Below are 17,538 nucleotides of genomic sequence, written 5' to 3' on the forward strand. Positions count from 1 at the left end.
CCGCACGAATATGATGGTATGCTAGTAAGATACATATTTCTTGCTAGTACATGGGTTCCAAAAGGAGATTAAACGTGGCCGGAAGCATGATTGGCAAAACTCTGAACGACCGCTATCAGCTCACTGAACGCGTGGGCATCGGCGGCATGGCTGAAGTGTACCGCGCTCACGATGCAGTGCTCGATCGCGTGGTAGCCGTGAAGGTCATGTTGCCGCAATATGCAGCGGATCAGACATTCCAGCAGCGGTTCCGTCAAGAAGCCGCATCAGCAGCAAAATTGCAAAGCCCCTACATCGTTAGCATCTACGACTGGGGTCTGGATGCAGATGATGAGACCTACTACATCGTCATGGAGTTCCTCAAGGGAACCGACCTGAAGACCGCCATCAAGGAACGCGGCGCCATCAATCAGCGCAAAGCGGCCGAGATCGGATCACAAGTTGCCCAGGCACTCCAAGTTGCGCACGACGGTGGCATCATCCACCGCGACGTGAAACCGCAGAACATCATGATCCAGCCCGATGGCAACATCAAGGTGATGGACTTCGGCATCGCGCGCGCAGGCGATGCAGGCCTTTCTCAGACCGCAACCGTGCTGGGAACCGCCCACTATATCTCCCCTGAACAGGCACAAGGCAAAGAGCTCACGGGCTTGAGCGACGTTTACTCCCTTGGCATCGTGCTCTACGAAGCCACCACGGGCCGCTTGCCCTTCGAGGGCAATGACTCGGTCAGCGTGGCCGTGAAGCAAGTCAACGAGATGCCACCCGCACCACGTTCGATCAATCCAGATATCGACCCTGTGCTCGAAGCCATCATCATGAAGGCCATTGCCAAAGACCCAGCAGAGCGCTTCGACAGCGCTCAGGCCATGCGCCAAGCATTGAACGACTTCCTTGCGGGCCGCCCTGTTCCTGGACTTGGCGTGAACAGCGATAAGACTCAGGTCATCGCTGGAAGCATCCCACCGATGAACGGTACGGTTGCTATGCCTCGCACCGAATCGAGCGCACAAGCGCTCGGCCAGACCACGGCCTATCGCAACAACACCACTCCCCCGAAGCAACCGCCGAAGAGCTCTAAGAATAAAGTGATCATCGGCGTTGTGATCGCAGCGATCGTTGCGATCATCATCGGCGTTCTCGCCTTCGCGCTTGGCGGCAATGAAGAACGTCAGATCGTTCCCGATGTGACCAACATGTCCGTTGGCGAAGCGAAGACCGCACTCGAAGATGCCGGTTTCAAGATTGGTGCCGAAAATCAGGTCTTCAGCTCGACCATCGACGAAGGCCTGGTAGTGAGCACGAACCCGCCAGGCGGCCAGGAGGCCGCGAAGGGCACGCGCATCGACCTGAATATCTCCAAGGGCACCGAGCAAGTTCAGGTCCCCGATCTTAAGGGTCAGACCAAAGATGAAGCTCTGCGCACGCTTTCCACCTATGGATTGAATGGCCAAGAAGGCGAAGCGGTCTTTTCGGATAACGTGAAGGAAGACTGCGTCGCCGAACAGGAACAGCCTTCTGGCAGCATGCTGAACAAGGGTGATACGGTGGTATTCCACCTGTCCAAGGGTGCCGAGAACATCGATGTTCCGAACGTAGTGGGTGCCAGTGCATCGAACGCTGAATCATCGCTGAAGAGCGCCGGTTTCCAGGTGAAGACGAGCTATCGCTACAGCAGCGATGTTTCGGAAGGACGCGTCATCTCGCAAGACCCTTCGGGCAAGGCTGCGAAAGGCTCGACCATCACCATCTATGTCTCCAATGGTCCCGAAGAAGCAACCGTACCGAATGTGGTCGATAAATCAGAAGCCGATGCTCGATCCGCGCTCGATGCAGCAGGTTTCAACGTCACCATCCGCACCTCACATAGCGCTGAAGTTGCAAAAGGCCTTGTCATCTCACAGGATAAGCTTGGTAAAGCAGAGAAAGGAACCACCGTTACCATCGTGGTCTCCAGTGGTCCTGCGTAAGCCATTCCCCTTGCCCACCGAATGGGCAACCCACGCGAGCCGCTCATATTCACCTTGGGCTTCGTGATAGAATGGCAACCACTATTCCATCTGTCCCCGTAGCTCAGTGGATAGAGCGTCGGTTTCCTAAACCGTGCGTCGGAGGTTCGAATCCTCTCGGGGACGCCAATCATCCAAGCGGCAGCCGCTCAGCTGCCGCTTTTTCATTGTGCTGTTGCGCGCACCAAAGGGCACTGTTAGCATTTGTGTTGCTGTTTCAGGGCGAGGTGAAATTCCTCACTGGCGGTAATGGGTGATCGAGAGCGAATGGCTCCGCCCAGAGCCCGCGACCCCTTGGCACACATGCCAAGGGTTGATCTAGTAAGATTCTAGAGCCAACGGTGATAGTCCGGATAGAAGAGACAGGAGGCCCCTTGATGTCTGCGAACGCAGCGAAACAACCATCTAACAACACGAACATCTGGAGCACACGACAGCTCGTCACCATGGCACTCATGGTCGCCATCGGTGTGATCTTGTCATTCATCGAGTTCCCGCTCCTGCCAGGCGTCACGTGGCTGAAGTTCGACGCATCCAACATGCCCGCCATGGTGGCTGGCTTTGCCTACGGTCCTGGTGGTGGTATTGCGGTGGGCGTCCTCACTGCTATCCTGCACGGCCTCTTGATGGCTGACTTCAGCGGTGCTGTGATGAACATCATCGTCGTGGTGTTCTATGTTCTGCCAGCGGCGCTCATCTATAAGTACAAGCATACCTTCGTGGGCGCTATCATCGCGCTAGTCGTGGGTACCATCTTCGCTGTTGCAGGCTCTATTGTGGGCAACCTCATCATCACCCCTGGTTGGCTGGGCGTACCCGTCGATGCGGTCATCGCCATGATCTGGCCCGTCTTGGTACCGTTCAACCTTATCAAGGGCATCATCAACTCAGTGCTCACGCTGATCATCTACAAGTCCATCTCGAACCTCATCACGCCTAAGAAGGACCAGAAGAAAGGTCGCGCGTAGATGATCTCGTTCGAGAACGTCACCTTCACCTACACCGATGAAGAGCACAACGTCCTTGAGGATATCTCTGTTGAGATCCCTCAAGGACAGTTCGTGTGCGTGCTCGGCGCGAATGGCTCGGGCAAATCAACGTTCTCGAAGCTGATCAATGCGCTCTTGCTTCCCGATTCTGGCACCGTCATGGTCGATGGGCTTGAAACTTCCAACAGCGAGAATACCTTCGCCATCCGCTCACGTGCGGGTTCCGTGTTCCAGAATCCTGACGACCAGATCGTGGCCAGCCTTGTAGAGAACGATGTAGCATTTGGGCCCGAGAACCTGGGTATCCCTAACCCTGAGCTGCGACAGCGCGTTGAGAACGCGCTCGCCCAAGTTGGCCTGACCGGCTTCGAGAAACGAGAGACCACCGCCCTTTCTGGCGGACAGAAACAACGCGTGGCTATCGCAGGCGTCCTAGCCATGGAGCCGCAGATCCTCATCTTCGACGAAGCATCGGCGATGCTCGATGTGCGCGGCCGTCGCGGCCTGATGCGTGTGTGCAAGGAACTGAACGCTCAGGGCATGACCGTGGTCATGATCACCCACTACATGGAAGAAGCCGCGGAAGCTGACCGCGTACTGGTGCTGCGCGAAGGCTCGATCGTGCTCGATGGCACGCCTGAAGAAGTGCTCACCCAAGATGCGGTACTGCGCGAGCTCAACCTTGATGTTCCCTTCGCAACTCACCTGTCACGTCTGCTCCAGGACCGCGGCGTCGATATTCCCACCTATGTTGACCAAGATTCCCTGAAGGAGGCGCTATGGCACTGGTATTCGACCACGTAAGCTACACCTATGCGCCCCTGACCAAACGCCAGATAAAGGAAGGTCAAGAGCAGCTTTGGGCGCTCGAAGATATTTCCTTTGAGATCGAGGACGGCGAATTCCTTGCTATCGCAGGGCACACAGGCTCGGGCAAATCGACCCTGGTCCTGCATCTTAATGGCGTGATGAACCCCACCAAGGGAAAGGTCCTTTGGAACGGACAAGACCTGGCCGACAAGAAGGTTGCCGACCAAGCACGCGGCGATATCGGCGTGGTGTTCCAATACCCCGAACATCAGCTCTTCGCTGCCACGGTCTACGAAGATATAGCATTCGGTCCGCGCAACTTAGGGCTTTCTGCCGATGAAGTGGAAGAGCGCGTGAAAGAGGGTCTTGAGCTGGTCGAGCTTGACTACGATGTCTTCAAGGACCGATCACCCTTCGAACTTTCAGGAGGTCAGCAACGTCGTGTGGCGTTCGCTGGCGTACTGGCCATGCGTCCCACCACGCTCGTGCTCGATGAGCCCGTAGCGGGCCTCGACCCTGCCTCACGCAACGATTTTCTTGACCTTATCAATAAGCTTCATGAACGAGGCATCACCATCGTGATGGTCTCGCACAACATGAACGATATCGCACGATTAGCTGATCGCGTATTGGTGCTCAACGGCGGCAAGATCGCTGGGTTCGGCACGCCTGAAGAGGTGTTCTCGCATGCTGCTAAGCTGCGCGAGATCGGTCTGGGCGTGCCTGATGCGCAACTCATGGCCAACGAACTACGCGAAATGGGCCTACCGCTCGAAGAGAGGCTCTATTCCCCTGAACGCCTGGCGAACGCCGTCGCTGCGCTACTCGAAGGCAGGTAACACATGAACCTGCAAACGATCTTCGGTAGGTATGTCTCTCGCGACTCGATCGTGCACCGCATGGACCCGCGTGCAAAGCTGCTGCTTTCCATCCTGTTCATGGTAGTGGTGTTCGTAGCTCAAAGCTATGCGGCGCTGGCAGTGGCGGCCGTGTTCACCTTCGGTATGTTCTTCTTCGCGAAGATCTCGGTCAAGCAAGCGTTCGTGAGCATCGCACCACTAGCTATCTTGGTGGTCTTCACGGGCTTGCTGAACATATTCTTCGTACAAGGTGGTCAAGTCTATTTCCAATTCGGCATCATCTGCATCAGTGAACAGGGCTTGAAGCAATGCTTGTTCATCGTCATTCGCCTGACATTGCTGCTGTTGGGAATGAGCTTGCTCACGCTCACCACCACCACGCTCAACATCACTGACGCTTTCGAGCGCCTGCTCGATCCGCTCAAGCGCATCGGTGTGCCTGCGCACGAACTTGCCACCATGATGGGCATCGCTCTGCGCTTCTTACCCCAGTTCGCCACCGAGCTGCAGACCATCTATCGCGCGCAGATATCTCGTGGTGCGAACTTCAAGACCAATGCGCGAGGCACTTTCCAGATGATGGTCGCGCTCATCGTGCCGCTGTTCACGAGCGCGTTTCGTCATGCAGAAACGCTGTCGCTAGGCATGGATGCGCGCTGCTATCACGGCGGCGAGAACCGAACATCGTTGCGTGATCTGCACTATTCCAAGCGCGATCTGGGCGGTCTTGTCTATCTGCTCATCGCGCTCGCATGCGTGATTGCAGTGAATATCGTAATGGCTCATTTCGGCTGGTGATGAACACTCGTGAAGAATAGCGGCTTGGTGCCGCAAGGATAAGAAGGAGTATCCCCATGGATGAAGTAGTAGACTATCTGACTCGCATTCCCGCATGGTTCCTTGCCACGTGCGAAGGGGATCAGCCCCACGTACGTCCTTTCAGCTTTGCCGCCGAAGACGATGGCAAGCTGTGGTTCTGCACGGCAACGAACAAGGATGTGTATCTGCAACTTGAAGCCAACCCTAAGTTTGAAGCATCTGGCTGGCAGCCAGGGCACCCCTGGATCGTAGTGACTGGCGAAGCAGACTTCGATGGCGCGCCGAGCGAAGCTGTTCGCGTTGAAGGCTACGAGCACATGACTGGCCTTGGCGAGACCTACGAAGGCCCCAACGATCCGCGCCTTACCTTCTTCTCCGTCCGCAACGGCGTTGCCAAGATCGCCGATATCGACGGCTCCGAACGCACTATTGAGCTGTAAAAGTCGCAAAGCGATCAAACCACCTATCATCTCAAATGGGGAGCATCATAGCTCTCCATTTCTAATTCGTTCTTCTTTTCTTGACTTTTAGGAAAAAAAGGAAAGAATAGGAAAAAAAGGAAAAATTGGGAAATAAAGGAAAACTGCAATGGAGCAGTTCTGAGAGGTTACGATGACTGAAGCGCTATTCTCTCCTTCTTTTGGAAACCGTCCCCATGAGCTTGTAGGAAGAGAAGCTATTCTCGACAACATTCTTACTGGGCTGAAAAGCCAGCCCGGTAGCAAGGACCGTGCCGTGGTTATCCTCGGTCAACGCGGTAGTGGCAAGACTGTTCTTCTATGGGAATTAGCGGACCGTGCATCAGAAGCCGGATTCGTTGTTGCTACCCCAACTATCGTTACCGACGGAATGCTTGAGCGTGTTGTAGAAAAAATCCAAGACGCAGGTGAGAACTGCCTGCGAAAAAAACGCGTGCCCATCTCAGGCGGCAACTTAGGAGTGCTCGGTTTTTCTGTAGGGCTTCAATTTACGCCAGAGATTCAGGACTCAAAGAGCTTCCAGTATAAGCTTACCCAGCTTACGCGAGCGCTTAGCAAGCAAGGAAAGGGCATCCTTATTCTTGTAGATGAGCTGCAGGCGAATTCTCCTGATATCCGTCAGTTGATCATTGCTTATCAAGAGCTTGTTGGCGAAGGGCAGAACATCGCCATAGTAATGGCAGGATTGCCTGGCGCAGTATCCGCCACCCTCAACGATAAAGTTCTCACATTCCTCAATAGAGCGAAGAAGGTCGTTCTTGAGCCTCTTCCTTTTTCAGATGTTGACGCATTCTATCTGAACGCATTCAAAAAACTGGGGCTGGATGTGCCAGGCGAATTACGACGCGAAGCATCCACTGCCGTACAGGGGTCTCCCTATTTGTTGCAACTCATAGGCCACAACGTTTCTCTTTATGCAGGATCAGAAAAGACCATTGACGATGCAACGATGAGCGAGGCCATCAAGAGCGCTCAAATCGACTATGAAAATGACGTATGCAAAACGACCCTTTCTGCTTTGTCCGACAAAGATAGAGCTTTCTTAACCGCAATGGCTAAAGTTGGAACTCCAGCAAAAATGTCTGAGGTCGCGCTCGCAATGGGCGAATCCCAAGATTATGCGCAAAAATACCGCCGTCGCCTTATCGATGCTGGCGTGATCGAATCTCCCGAACGCGGAAAGGTTGATTTCGCAGTCCCCTACTTAGAAAAATACCTCGAACAGGATATCTGATCAAAAAGACTCGCCAAATGGCTGGTAATCAAACTCTGAGGCTTGAAGCCGATGGTCACGTCTGCTTCTCATTTGTTATTGGTAATTTGCGCACTGCCATAGCAGAATGCGCCTAGCTTTCCGTCTTGATGGTTGGTTCTTCTTGTTTCTATATGCCAAGGACTTTTTTCTTCAGCGCATCAAATTCAGCCTGGTCAATCACGCCCGAATCAAGAAGAGCTTTCAGCTTTAACAATTCGTCTGCTGCGCTTTGTTGTTGCGTTACAATAACCTGCGGCTGCTGCGTATCTTTTGGTTTACTTACAACATCCTGAAGCTTGTCATATATCACGGTACCGAGCACTTTCGCTACCCTAATGCTAATTCGTTCAGAAGCAGTGATTAACTCGATAACGCTTCCAGTCACCTGATTGGAAAGGCTTACGTCTAACAAGTTGGAAAGACTGATAGCCTTCTCGTGCGTATATGCCATAGCTTTCTGAACGAATAAAATTCTCTCAGTCGTAAAAGCACATGCAATTCCGCTATTACTCTTAGAGAATGTTGTCGTATCAGACAGCAAGAGAGCTGGAAAGACCATTTCAGCTTTTTCATCAGGTCTTATGTTATCTAGCAATAACTCGAAATGCTTTTTGAAATATGGACCGGTGAAATAACTCCCACCATAAGGAAGTTGTTTATTCTTAGAAAAATACTTGTATGCGTCTTTTCCAGAACTAAATAGTTCGTTCATTAGCAACTCCAATCAAGCATCAAAGTCTTCATCAAGGCTCAGTGTATACCAAACTACGCAGCCATGAATCTCAAGTTGTTTGTACTTCTCGTTGTTCTCTTTGAGCACAATCGATTTTCGTCTCCAAAAGTCTCCAAAAAGGTTCACTTGACAACACCATGATAGAATGGGTTCGCAGGTCAAACGTCTCCAAAATTCTCCAAATTTTATGACAAATTATGAGACGTTACGAAACAAAAAATAATACTTAAACTGGTGTTTTGTGTTTGAGTAGATGGCGGAGAGCTGGGGATTCGAACCCCAGATACCCTTTTGGGGTATACTCGCTTAGCAGGCGAGCACCTTCGGCCTCTCGGTCAGCTCTCCACTTAATACAGACAAGTTGAAATGATACCGCTCGATAGGGCAACTTGCAAGGAGGAACCCGTGCCGAACCGCTCACTTCTACACAGCGAAACCATTCTTAAAGTCGTGGTTGCTGTGGCATTTTGCCTCTTGGCTGGAATCTTCGCGCTGGGGAATCCAACCCCAGCCCACGCAAAATCCTACAACATGCCAAACGTGAACATCGAAGCTAGCGCCAGTGATGAAGGGGACCTTACGGTCACTGAAACGCGTACCTTCGATTTCGATGGCAGCTTCACCGCTGTTTGGTGGTATTTCGACAACCTCCCCTACGGCGCCGCCATCCAGATCGATGGTGTCGAGATCACCACTAACGGCAAGACCACCAAGCTCTCATCAGTGCCGTTCCAATCCAGCTGGCGAAGCTCAGGTGGTCCTGGAAAGGCCGCTTATTCATTCGACGGCGTAGAAGATGCTGCCTATGTTTTCTTCGATATCTCCGACACCACCGCCGATATCACGCTTCATTACACGGTGCTCAATGCGGTCCAGGTCTACGCCGATACTGCCGAGCTCTACTGGCAATTCGTGGGCGAAGGATGGGCGGAAGACTCTGAGAATATCTCGCTCACGTTGAATCTCCCGATCCCAACTGGCGAAGACATCGTTAAGGGCGAGACGCTTTCTGCCTGGGGACACGGTCCGCTCGATGCCACGGTACGGATCGATGATGCTACTGGCCAGATCACCTGCGACGTTCCGCATCTTTCAGCCGGTTCTTATGCCGAGATTCGCGTGGCATGCGATCCAGAGTGGTTCGCTGGCGTACTGCAAAGCGACGCGAACGCGCATTTCGATACCGACCGCTTAGACTCCATCAAGAACGAAGAGCAAGCGTATGCAGACCAAGCGAATAAGGAACGTGCAACCATGCTCATATCACTGATCGTTGCGATCGTGGTGTGCCTTGCAGCCTGCATCTGGGCGCTCTGGTCGTTCAACCGCTATGGCAAGGAGCTCAAACCGAACTTCACTGACAAATACTGGCGTGATGTTCCCGTTAAGGGTGAGCAACCAGCAGTTATCGGTCGCCTGATCCGCTTTGACGAAGAGAGCAATACCGATCTTACGGTCACGTTGTTGAACCTTATCAACAAGGGTGCCGTGCTCATCAACAAAGGCACCTACGAAAAGTCTGGCATGCTCGGCAACAAGACCGTCGAGGACTACTATCTCTCAAAAGCTCCTGGCTACGAATCGAAGCTCACCAACGAGATCGACCGTCTGGCGTTCAACTTCGTCTTCGACACGGTAGGTGGAGGCGCAGAGTCGGTCTGGCTCACCTCTATCTCGCAGTTCGCAGAAGAGAACCCAGCCGTATTCAGTGACAAGATCGCCGCCTGGCAAGGTGAAGTGACCGCGCGTACCATCCAGGGCGAATACTTCGAGCCTTACTCCAAGGCCAAACGCAGTACCATGGCAACGGTGGCTATCTTCTTATTCGCGCTTCTCTTGCTAGCCAGCATGTTCTTCGACAATTTCTTCTTGCTCATACCAGGCATCATAACCTTGGTGCTGCTGCTCGTGCTGAGCCGCTTCATGGACCGACGTACGCAGAAAGGTGCCGACGACTATGCCAAATGCCAGGCGCTGAAGCGTTGGTTGAAGGATTTTTCGCGCCTAAACGAACGCCCCGTGATGGATATCAAGGTATGGGGTGAATTCTTGGTGTACGCCTACCTATTCGGCGTGGCTGATGAAGTGATCGATGAACTGCGCAACACCGTTCCAGAGCTCTTCGAGCAGGATGCATCTCTTGCAGCGACCAGCTATTACGTGCCCTGGTGGTACATCTATTCGACCCACAGCATCGCTGGCGGCGGCCTGAACAGCTTCGCTGATAGCTTCTCGCGACAGGTGAATGATTCGTTTTCTGCAATTTCGTCCGGTGCCGATGGCAACTTCTCAAGCGGCGGGGGCTTCGGCGGTGGCTTTTCCATGGGCGGCGGAGGCGGCTTTGGCGGTGGCGGTGGCGCCCGCTAACGGGGATGCTCCAAAGGCCAAGGCTTAACCAAAGACCAAAGCCAAACCCAAGGGCCTAACGAATCCGTGCGAGCAGATCCTCTCGCACAAAAGAACTAGAGCGCTTTCTCGAACACCACGAAATTCGGACCCGTGATAGCGGTATAAGGCCCATAGTTCAAATGCGCGTTGCCGATATTCGTAAAGCCGAGCGCGGTGTAGGTGTGCTGAGCACCAAGGTTCTTGAGCAGCGTGTCAAGCCGAAGCACCGTGAAGCCATCTTCGCGTTTGGCGCTTGCAGCAGCCTCTACCAACGGTCGCGCAAGCCCTTTTCCGCGGAATGCTGGGTGAATGGCGAACAGATGCATCACGGCTACTTGGTTCGGCTCAGCCTCGATCTGCCAGGGAACATCCTCATAGCCTGATGCCTGGTCATTGTCCACCACCAGAGCGCCAGCCAGTTCTCCGTTCACCGTCCCCACGAAGAGCGATCCAGTTGCAGCCGCTTCGCAAAGCTCCTTAGCCGAAGGATGTTCGCCAATGATCCAGAGCGGATCGTTGTCGGTGCCAGCGACCGTTTCCTGCACAGCTGCATACATTGCAAGCAACTCGTTCACATACTGGTCGGTCAGATCCTCTGAAGTTGGACGCGAAATGACCAAGTGTTCCTGCAAATCTGTCATGGGCACCTACCTAGCACATAGCGAATCGGAATGAAATCTCAAACAAGGCTCTATTATCGCTCAATGTTCAGGATATCCATAGCCCTCTATCGTTTCTCTCAACTCTCGAAAAGAAACGAAGCGTGCTATAGTTTTAACAAGTTGAACGAAGGCGCAGCAAGCGCCATCACGCTGAGGAGTTCGCATGGATAAGACAAGTTGTATCACGCTCATTGGCATGCCTGGTGCAGGCAAATCCACGCTTGGCGTTGTGCTGGCAAAGATCATCAACTTCAACTTCATCGATGCTGACCTGCTCATCCAGACCCACAGCGACAAGACCCTGCAAAAGATCATCGATGCCCTTGGCCCTGAAGGCTTCATCGAAGTTGAGAACGAGGTCTTGAGCACGCTCCAAGCTGAACGCAGCGTTATCGCAACGGGCGGTTCGGCGGTCTACTCCGACGAAGCCATGACCCATCTTGCCACCTTGGGTCCCGTTGTCTACCTGCGTGTTTCTTACGATGAACTGAAGAACCGCCTTGGCGGCTTGCACGAGCGTGGCGTTGTTATGAAGGGTGGATCGAACATGAACCTTCTTGACCTTTACGAAGAGCGCACCCCGCTCTACGAAAAATACGCCGACATCGTACTGGATATCGACGGCCTTTCCGTGCGCGACGCGGCCAACAAGCTGGTCGACATGCTTTCTCTGGTTTAACGCAGGATTAACGCGAAAACCGCGGAAACTTCCGCTACATCGTCTAAAATTGCATATACGAATGTACACACCTTGAAGTAAGGCGGACGCGCTATGCAGCACTCCGGACGAATCAGCGGAGCAACCAAACTGATCGGGCTCATTGGCAGCCCCGTGCAGAACTCTGGATCCCCAGCCATCCACAACGCCGTGTTCGAGCACCTTGATCTCGACATCGCCTACATCGCATTCGATGTGGACAACACGCGTCTTGAAGCCACCGTACGCGGCATGGCAGCCATGGGCTTTTTGGGCTACAACGTCACCACGCCTTGCAAGACCTTCATCCTTCCCTTCCTGGACGAGATCTCTGAAGTTGCCGAGATCATGGGTGCGGTGAACACCGTGGTCATCCAAGATGGCAAGTCGCTGGGTGACAACGCAGACGGTGCAGCTTTCATCCGCAACCTAGTACTGAACGGCATCGACATTCGTGGCAAGAAGATAACGGTCATGGGTGCAGGTGGCGCAGGTTCAGCGCTCATCACCCAAGCAGCACTCGACGGCGTTGCCGAGATCGACCTGTTCAACCGCCAAGACGAATTCTACGCAGGCGCTGAGGAGCTGATCGAGCGACTGAAGAGCCATAGCAGTTGCAACGTGACGCTCTACGACCTAGCCGACGAGACCCAACTGCGCAACTCGATCGCAGGCTCGACACTGCTTGTGAATGCGACCAACGTGGGCACGCCTGAAGTGCCTGGGTGCTTGGTCACTCAAGACATGTTGCACGAAGGACTGATCATGGCTGATACGGTCTACGTTCCGCGCGATACACAATTCGTGGAGCTTGGTCGCGCCAATGGCAACAAGGTCATCGATGGTTCAGGCATGTTCTTGCAACAAGCTGCCATTGGCGAGCGCTTATGGATCGGTCGCGAGATGCCGCTCGATTTCGTGAAGAGCACGTTCTTCCCCGACGCTCCGAATCCCCTTGTTGAGCTGCTGAAATCGTAAGCGTCCAGCGCATGCGGCCTTCCCCCGCCCACAAAAAAAATGGCCCCGCTCAAACGAGCCAGGGCCATGCAAGAACAATGGCGGAGGAAGTAGGATTCGAACCCACGGTACCTCTCGGTACAACGGTTTTCAAGACCGCCGCTTTCAACCGCTCAGCCATTCCTCCGTATGCAAAACTGCGACCCCTAGGATAGCACAAAATAATGCAAACCACCCAAAGTAGAGACATCGAATATATGCAGCTGGCACTCGAAGAAGCGCGCGCTGCAGCTGCAGCCGATGAAGTTCCTATCGGTGCAGTGGTGGTGCGCGATGGCCACGTGATCGCCGCTGCCCGCAATACGCGCGAAGGGTCGCGTAACCCTGCAGGGCATGCCGAATTCACGGCGCTGCTCGAAGCTGCTGCACATGAAGATGCGTGGCGCCTTTCGGGCTGCACGGTCTATGTTACGCTCGAGCCTTGCATCATGTGCGCGGGCCTGATGCAGCAAGCGCGTATCGAGCGCTGCGTCTATGGCGCGTCAGATCCAAAGGCTGGGGCGCTGGGTAGCCTCTATCAGATCAATGCCGATGAGCGCCTGAACCACACCTTCGAGGTGGAATCGGGCGTGCTCGAAGATGAATGCGCGCAGCTCCTGAAGGATTTCTTCGCCGCTAAACGCGCGCAGAACAAAGCCAAGAAGAAAGAAGGGCTCTCATGAACTATGTGAAGCTCATCGCTCCTGCGAAGATCAACCTCGTGCTCGCGGTCGGGCAGAAGCTTCCCGATGGGTACCACGAAGCGCATACCATCCTGCATGCGCTTGCGCTGCACGACACCATCGAGATCCGCCGCACTACGCTGGCGATGGATCCCCTGTTCGGCGGTCCAGCGGCCGAACAACCCACAGATAATGAAGGCGGTCTGTCGATCCGCATCACCTGCGAGGCAACCAATGGCGTGGATAACCTGGATATTCCCGCAGAAGAGAATATCGTTTACAAGGCCGCGATGCGCCTGGCAGAGCGCTTTGAACGCACGGAAGCGGAGCATCTTGATATCGCGATCGAGAAGAAGATCCCCCACGAGGCAGGTCTGGGTGGAGGCTCATCAGATGCTGCGGCAACCTTGAAGGGCCTTGCGCTGCTATGGGACATCCCGCTCGATCATCCTGCGCTTGTTGAAGTAGCCGCGGGCCTTGGAGCGGATGTACCGTTCTTCTTGTATGGCGGCTGCGTGTATCTGGATAACAAAGGCGAACACTTCGTTCACACGCTCGAACCGCGCAAAGGATTCCTTACGCTCGTGCGTCCTGAAGGTGCTGGCGTTTCCACTAAGGAAGCCTATCAACGATTCGATGAAGATCCCGAATTCCCTACGACGAACTATCTGGCGCAGATCGCCGCGATCGAGGATGCGGCTGCGGTTGAGCCATGGAACAATCTCACACCCGCTGCACTGAAGATCAAGCCCGAACTCCAAGAAGTCTTCACCCTGCTCGGGGAGCAGGTTGGCGCCAGCTCGGTCGTGCTTTGCGGTAGCGGATCGGCAGTCGCAGCCCTTTGTGAGAGTTACGAAGCGGCATCTGCTCTTTCGCTCGAAGCCCTCAAAAAAGGGTGGTTCGCACGCGTCACATCCTTCGCCTCGATCGGCGCTGAAGTGCTGAAGAGCTTCTAGCTGCGCTAGACCTTATCGAGACTGGTACAATAGCACCACACGCTCAAAGGAGAGATCATGATCATTCTCATCGTTGTTTTGGTAATAATCCTTGCGCTGGTCATTGCCGTGATCGCGCTTTACAACAATCTGGTCCAGCTGCGCAATCGCGTTGACAATGCGTGGTCGCAGATCGATGTGCAGCTTCAGCGCCGCTTGGACCTTATTCCGAATCTGGTCGAAACCGTAAAGGGGTATGCGGCTCACGAGCGCGGCACCTTCGAGGCCGTGACTCAGGCGCGCAGCGCAGTGATGAGTGCTCCCACGCCCGAGGCCAAGATGGAAGCCGACAATGTGCTCTCGGGTACACTGAAGAGCCTGTTCGCGGTGGCCGAGGCCTACCCCGAGCTGAAGGCGAATACCAACTTCCAGCAGCTTCAAGCTGAGCTGACCGCCACTGAAGATAAGATCAGTTACATGCGTCAGAGTTACAACGACACGGTGATGATCTACAACAACGCCATCCAAACCTTCCCCGGCAACATCATCGCGGGCATGTTCCACTTCACCAAGCGCGACGGCTTCGATGCGAATGCGGCTGCTTCTGGTGCGCCTGTGGTTTCGTTCGGCCAGGGCAACGCGCCCGGCACTCCACAGGTGAACTTCGCGACCGCTCCTACGGATGCCCCGCAAGCTCCATCGATTCCTGCGCAAGCCCCTGCACCTGCTCAGTCGGCAGTGCCGGCTAACGACGCTCCTGCAGACAGCAACCAAAACTAATGTTCAACGTTCTCATTGTTGGTTGCGGCGGCTTCATCGGTGCCGCCTTGCGCTATCTTGTCTCGATCGGCGTATCAGGCGTGTACGCGCACGTCTTCCCCTTGGCCACACTCATCGTGAACATCGTGGGTTCGTTTCTTATCGGCGTATGCTCGATCTGCCTGCCGCATGTTTTCCCCGAAAATAAGGAAGCGATGCTGTTCTTGACCACCGGCGTGCTCGGCGGCTTCACCACGTTCTCTACCTTCAGCCTGGAGACCATCCAGCTCTTCGAAGATGCTCAATATGGTATCGCCGCAGGCTATATGGCACTTTCGCTCGCAGCCTGTATCGCCGGCGTCTTCGCCGGCCGCCTCCTCGCCCGCACCCTCTGCTCATAACTGGGACAAAAAGGGGCCGGTCCTCATTTTGTCCGGGTTCGATCTCTTGCGAATCAACTATAAGAGGTCGGAGAGTTCTAGCCATTCTTCTTCTAGGGTGGCTAGTTGGGACTGGAGGTCGGTGATGCGGGACTGGATCTTGCCTAAGGCAACATAGTCGCTCGGGTCAGCTTCGGACTGTTCGGTTTGGGCGTCGGCGATCTTTCCTTCGAGGGTTTGCATGCGACGCTCGAGTGAGTTCGCGCGCTTACGCACTTCGCGCTGCTCGCCGCCAGAGAGCGTCGGCTTCGTTGGTGCACCCTCACCCGCCGCAACACCCCCAGATGAAGCCGTCTCACTAGCATCCGCTCCTTCTTCAGAAGCATCAACACCACCTGCAGCGAACTTGCGGTCGCCGCGGTTGCGATGTGAAGCTTCCAGTAGTTCCAGATACTCATCGGCACCGCGCGGCACGTGGCGCAACTTGCCATCGATCAACGCGAACTGATGGTCGGTCACGCGCTCCATCATATAGCGGTCGTGTGTGACCAGGATGAGCGTACCCGGCCACGTGTCGAGCATGTTCTCCATCGCCACCAGCATATCGATATCCATGTCATTGCTCGGTTCATCCAAGATGAGCACATTGGGTGCATCGAGCAAGATGAGCATCAGCTGCATACGACGCTTTTGTCCACCCGATAGGGCTTTCACCTGGGTGTTCAGGTAAGCTTTCTCGAAGCCCAACTGCTCCAGCAGCGCGGCGGGCGAGACCACCTTGCCATCCACCACATAGCTTGACTGGTAGCGATTCAATACTTCTCGCACGAGCGAATCGCCCAGCTCTTCCAATTCAGAGAGCGCCTGGCTCAGAAACGCTATCTTCACTGTCTTGCCTACCTCGACCTTGCCATGCTGGGGCTTCAGATTCCCCCGCGCGATATCGAGCAGCGTTGATTTGCCTGCGCCATTTTCTCCCAGCACACCATAGCGATCACCTGGTCCGATGAGCCACGTCAGTCCTTCCAGCACAGGCTCCTGCGCGCCATCGAAGGTGAAGTCGACATCGGTCAACTCGATGCACTTCTTGCCCAGGCGCGAAATTGCTGCACGCTTCAGCTCGACACTATTGCGGATCGGAGGCTCCTGCGCGATCAACGCGCGCGCAGCTTCCACATGGAACTTCGGCTTGGTCGAACGCGCTCGTGCGCCACGAGAAAGCCACGCCAGCTCACGGCGCGCCAAGTTGCGACGCTTCTGTTCGGCCTGCTCGATCTGCCGATCACGCTCAACGCGCTGCTGAACATAGGCAGAATATCCACCTTCGAATGACTCCACGCGCCCATCATGCACTTCCCACATGGAATTGCATACCTCGTCCAAGAACCAGCGATCATGCGTGACCACCACCAGCGCACCCTGCTTCTTCGCGAATCGCCGCTTCAGATGCTCTGCTAACCAATGGATGGCCTCGATATCAAGATGGTTCGTCGGTTCATCGAGCAGCACCACATCTGCATCGCTCACCAACACGCGCGCCAAGTCCACGCGCCTTCGCTGGCCGCCCGAAAGCGTGCCGACCTGAGCATCAGGCTTCAGATCGCCCACCAAGTTATCCAGGATCGCGCGAATACCCGCATCCGATGCCCACACGTATTCAGGAACATCCCCCACGATGCTCTTCAGCACCGTGGCATCATCTGCAAGCCCATCCTTCTGCGCGAGCGCCACCAACCGTACGCCACGCGTGCGCAACACGCGCCCATCATCAGGCTCGATCGAGCCCTCGAACAAACACAGCAAGGACGACTTACCATCGCCGTTCTTGCCCACTACCCCGATCACATCACCATCATCGATACCAAGCGAAAGCGATTCGAAGATAGTCTTGGTCGGATATTCCAAATGCACATTTTCGCATCCTAGAAGAAATGCCATGAAGCTCCACTCGCGCGCGTCATATTCACCAAACAGCGTCCTGCTCAGCGAAAAGATTTTCATACAACGTCTATTCTTGCCGTAAAAGCCAACGCAAACAAGACCAAAAGCATACTTTGCTAAACTCGAATGAGCGTTGTTCT

Annotated in this window: 17 protein-coding genes, 3 tRNA genes and 1 riboswitch; of the genes, 15 read left to right on the top strand and 5 right to left on the bottom strand. The window is 54.6% G+C overall.

Annotated features, from left to right (window positions below; translation table 11 throughout):
- Window positions 1-74: 74 nt before the first annotated feature.
- From pknB to NFR25_RS02275, 8 genes are all read left to right on the top strand, one after another.
- A complete protein-coding gene (gene pknB, locus NFR25_RS02240) occupies window positions 75-1,973 on the top strand; it encodes a Stk1 family PASTA domain-containing Ser/Thr kinase (protein WP_251197633.1) in 1,899 nt (632 codons plus the stop codon).
- Window positions 1,974-2,065: 92 nt separating this feature from the next.
- Window positions 2,066-2,141: transfer RNA gene (locus NFR25_RS02245), tRNA-Arg, on the top strand.
- 80 nt (window positions 2,142-2,221) lie between these two features.
- Window positions 2,222-2,381: riboswitch (FMN riboswitch) on the top strand.
- A gap of 8 nt (window positions 2,382-2,389) precedes the next feature.
- Window positions 2,390-2,980, top strand: coding sequence for an ECF transporter S component (locus NFR25_RS02250; protein ID WP_251197634.1), 591 nt, complete (start codon window positions 2,390-2,392; stop codon window positions 2,978-2,980).
- Entirely contained in the window at window positions 2,981-3,805 is an 825-nt protein-coding gene (locus NFR25_RS02255; RefSeq protein WP_251197635.1) for an energy-coupling factor transporter ATPase, read from the top strand. It abuts the gene before it with no gap.
- Window positions 3,781-4,650, top strand: coding sequence for an energy-coupling factor transporter ATPase (locus NFR25_RS02260; RefSeq protein ID WP_251197636.1), 870 nt, complete (start codon window positions 3,781-3,783; stop codon window positions 4,648-4,650). The genes NFR25_RS02255 and NFR25_RS02260 overlap by 25 nt, the downstream gene beginning before the upstream one ends.
- 3 nt (window positions 4,651-4,653) lie before the next feature.
- Window positions 4,654-5,469 (top strand): energy-coupling factor transporter transmembrane component T family protein, encoded by an 816-nt coding sequence (locus tag NFR25_RS02265; RefSeq protein ID WP_251197637.1) that lies wholly within the window; start codon window positions 4,654-4,656, stop codon window positions 5,467-5,469.
- 56 nt (window positions 5,470-5,525) lie between these two features.
- On the top strand, window positions 5,526-5,930 hold the full coding sequence (locus NFR25_RS02270; protein ID WP_251197638.1) for a pyridoxamine 5'-phosphate oxidase family protein: 405 nt from the start codon (window positions 5,526-5,528) through the stop codon (window positions 5,928-5,930).
- A gap of 172 nt (window positions 5,931-6,102) precedes the next feature.
- Window positions 6,103-7,203, top strand: a complete 1,101-nt coding sequence (locus tag NFR25_RS02275; protein ID WP_251197639.1) for an AAA family ATPase — start codon at window positions 6,103-6,105, stop codon at window positions 7,201-7,203.
- Between the two features lie 148 nt (window positions 7,204-7,351).
- Here NFR25_RS02275 and NFR25_RS02280 read toward each other — a convergent pair whose 3' ends face one another.
- Window positions 7,352-7,936, bottom strand: coding sequence for an SHOCT domain-containing protein (locus NFR25_RS02280; RefSeq protein ID WP_251197640.1), 585 nt, complete (start codon window positions 7,934-7,936; stop codon window positions 7,352-7,354).
- A gap of 275 nt (window positions 7,937-8,211) precedes the next feature.
- Window positions 8,212-8,302, bottom strand: a tRNA-Ser gene (locus NFR25_RS02285).
- Between the two features lie 186 nt (window positions 8,303-8,488).
- Between NFR25_RS02285 and NFR25_RS02290 the strand changes: the two genes are divergently transcribed.
- The gene (locus NFR25_RS02290; protein WP_251197641.1) at window positions 8,489-10,324 is read left to right on the top strand and encodes a DUF2207 domain-containing protein; all 1,836 of its coding nucleotides are present in this window, start codon (window positions 8,489-8,491) and stop codon (window positions 10,322-10,324) included.
- A gap of 95 nt (window positions 10,325-10,419) precedes the next feature.
- Here the strand turns inward: NFR25_RS02290 and NFR25_RS02295 are convergent, their stop codons facing one another.
- Complete coding sequence (locus tag NFR25_RS02295; protein WP_251197642.1) at window positions 10,420-10,986, bottom strand: GNAT family N-acetyltransferase; 567 nt, start codon at window positions 10,984-10,986, stop codon at window positions 10,420-10,422.
- A 184-nt stretch (window positions 10,987-11,170) separates the two neighbouring features.
- Here NFR25_RS02295 and NFR25_RS02300 point away from each other — a divergent pair, with 184 nt between their 5' ends.
- Window positions 11,171-11,686 carry a shikimate kinase gene (locus NFR25_RS02300; protein WP_251197643.1) on the top strand — a complete coding sequence of 172 codons (516 nt, stop codon included), beginning with the start codon at window positions 11,171-11,173 and terminating at the stop codon, window positions 11,684-11,686.
- A gap of 93 nt (window positions 11,687-11,779) precedes the next feature.
- Window positions 11,780-12,682 carry a shikimate dehydrogenase gene (locus NFR25_RS02305; RefSeq protein WP_251197644.1) on the top strand — a complete coding sequence of 301 codons (903 nt, stop codon included), beginning with the start codon at window positions 11,780-11,782 and terminating at the stop codon, window positions 12,680-12,682.
- Window positions 12,683-12,760: 78 nt separating this feature from the next.
- Here NFR25_RS02305 and NFR25_RS02310 read toward each other — a convergent pair.
- A tRNA-Ser gene (locus NFR25_RS02310) sits at window positions 12,761-12,848 on the bottom strand.
- Window positions 12,849-12,885: 37 nt separating this feature from the next.
- On the opposite strand from NFR25_RS02310, the gene tadA reads away from it, so the two are divergent.
- From tadA to crcB, 4 genes are read left to right on the top strand one after another with little or no spacing between them, the layout of a single operon-like run.
- Window positions 12,886-13,383, top strand: a complete 498-nt coding sequence (tadA, locus tag NFR25_RS02315) for a tRNA adenosine(34) deaminase TadA (RefSeq protein ID WP_251197645.1) — start codon at window positions 12,886-12,888, stop codon at window positions 13,381-13,383.
- Entirely contained in the window at window positions 13,380-14,339 is a 960-nt protein-coding gene (locus NFR25_RS02320; protein WP_251197646.1) for a 4-(cytidine 5'-diphospho)-2-C-methyl-D-erythritol kinase, read from the top strand. Before tadA ends, NFR25_RS02320 begins: the two co-directional genes overlap by 4 nt.
- Window positions 14,340-14,396: 57 nt before the next feature.
- Window positions 14,397-15,098: a LemA family protein gene (locus NFR25_RS02325; protein ID WP_251197647.1), complete on the top strand. Its 702-nt coding sequence runs from the start codon at window positions 14,397-14,399 to the stop codon at window positions 15,096-15,098.
- Window positions 15,098-15,478, top strand: coding sequence for a fluoride efflux transporter CrcB (gene crcB, locus NFR25_RS02330; RefSeq protein WP_251197648.1), 381 nt, complete (start codon window positions 15,098-15,100; stop codon window positions 15,476-15,478). Before NFR25_RS02325 ends, crcB begins: the two co-directional genes overlap by 1 nt.
- A gap of 57 nt (window positions 15,479-15,535) precedes the next feature.
- Here crcB and NFR25_RS02335 read toward each other — a convergent pair whose 3' ends face one another.
- Entirely contained in the window at window positions 15,536-17,395 is a 1,860-nt protein-coding gene (locus NFR25_RS02335; RefSeq protein ID WP_251197649.1) for an ABC-F family ATP-binding cassette domain-containing protein, read from the bottom strand.
- Between the last annotated feature and the right edge of the window lie 143 nt (window positions 17,396-17,538).

This window comes from Anaerotardibacter muris (assembly GCF_943192915.1).
GTDB classification, from domain to species: Bacteria; Actinomycetota; Coriobacteriia; order Coriobacteriales; family Eggerthellaceae; genus Anaerotardibacter; species Anaerotardibacter muris.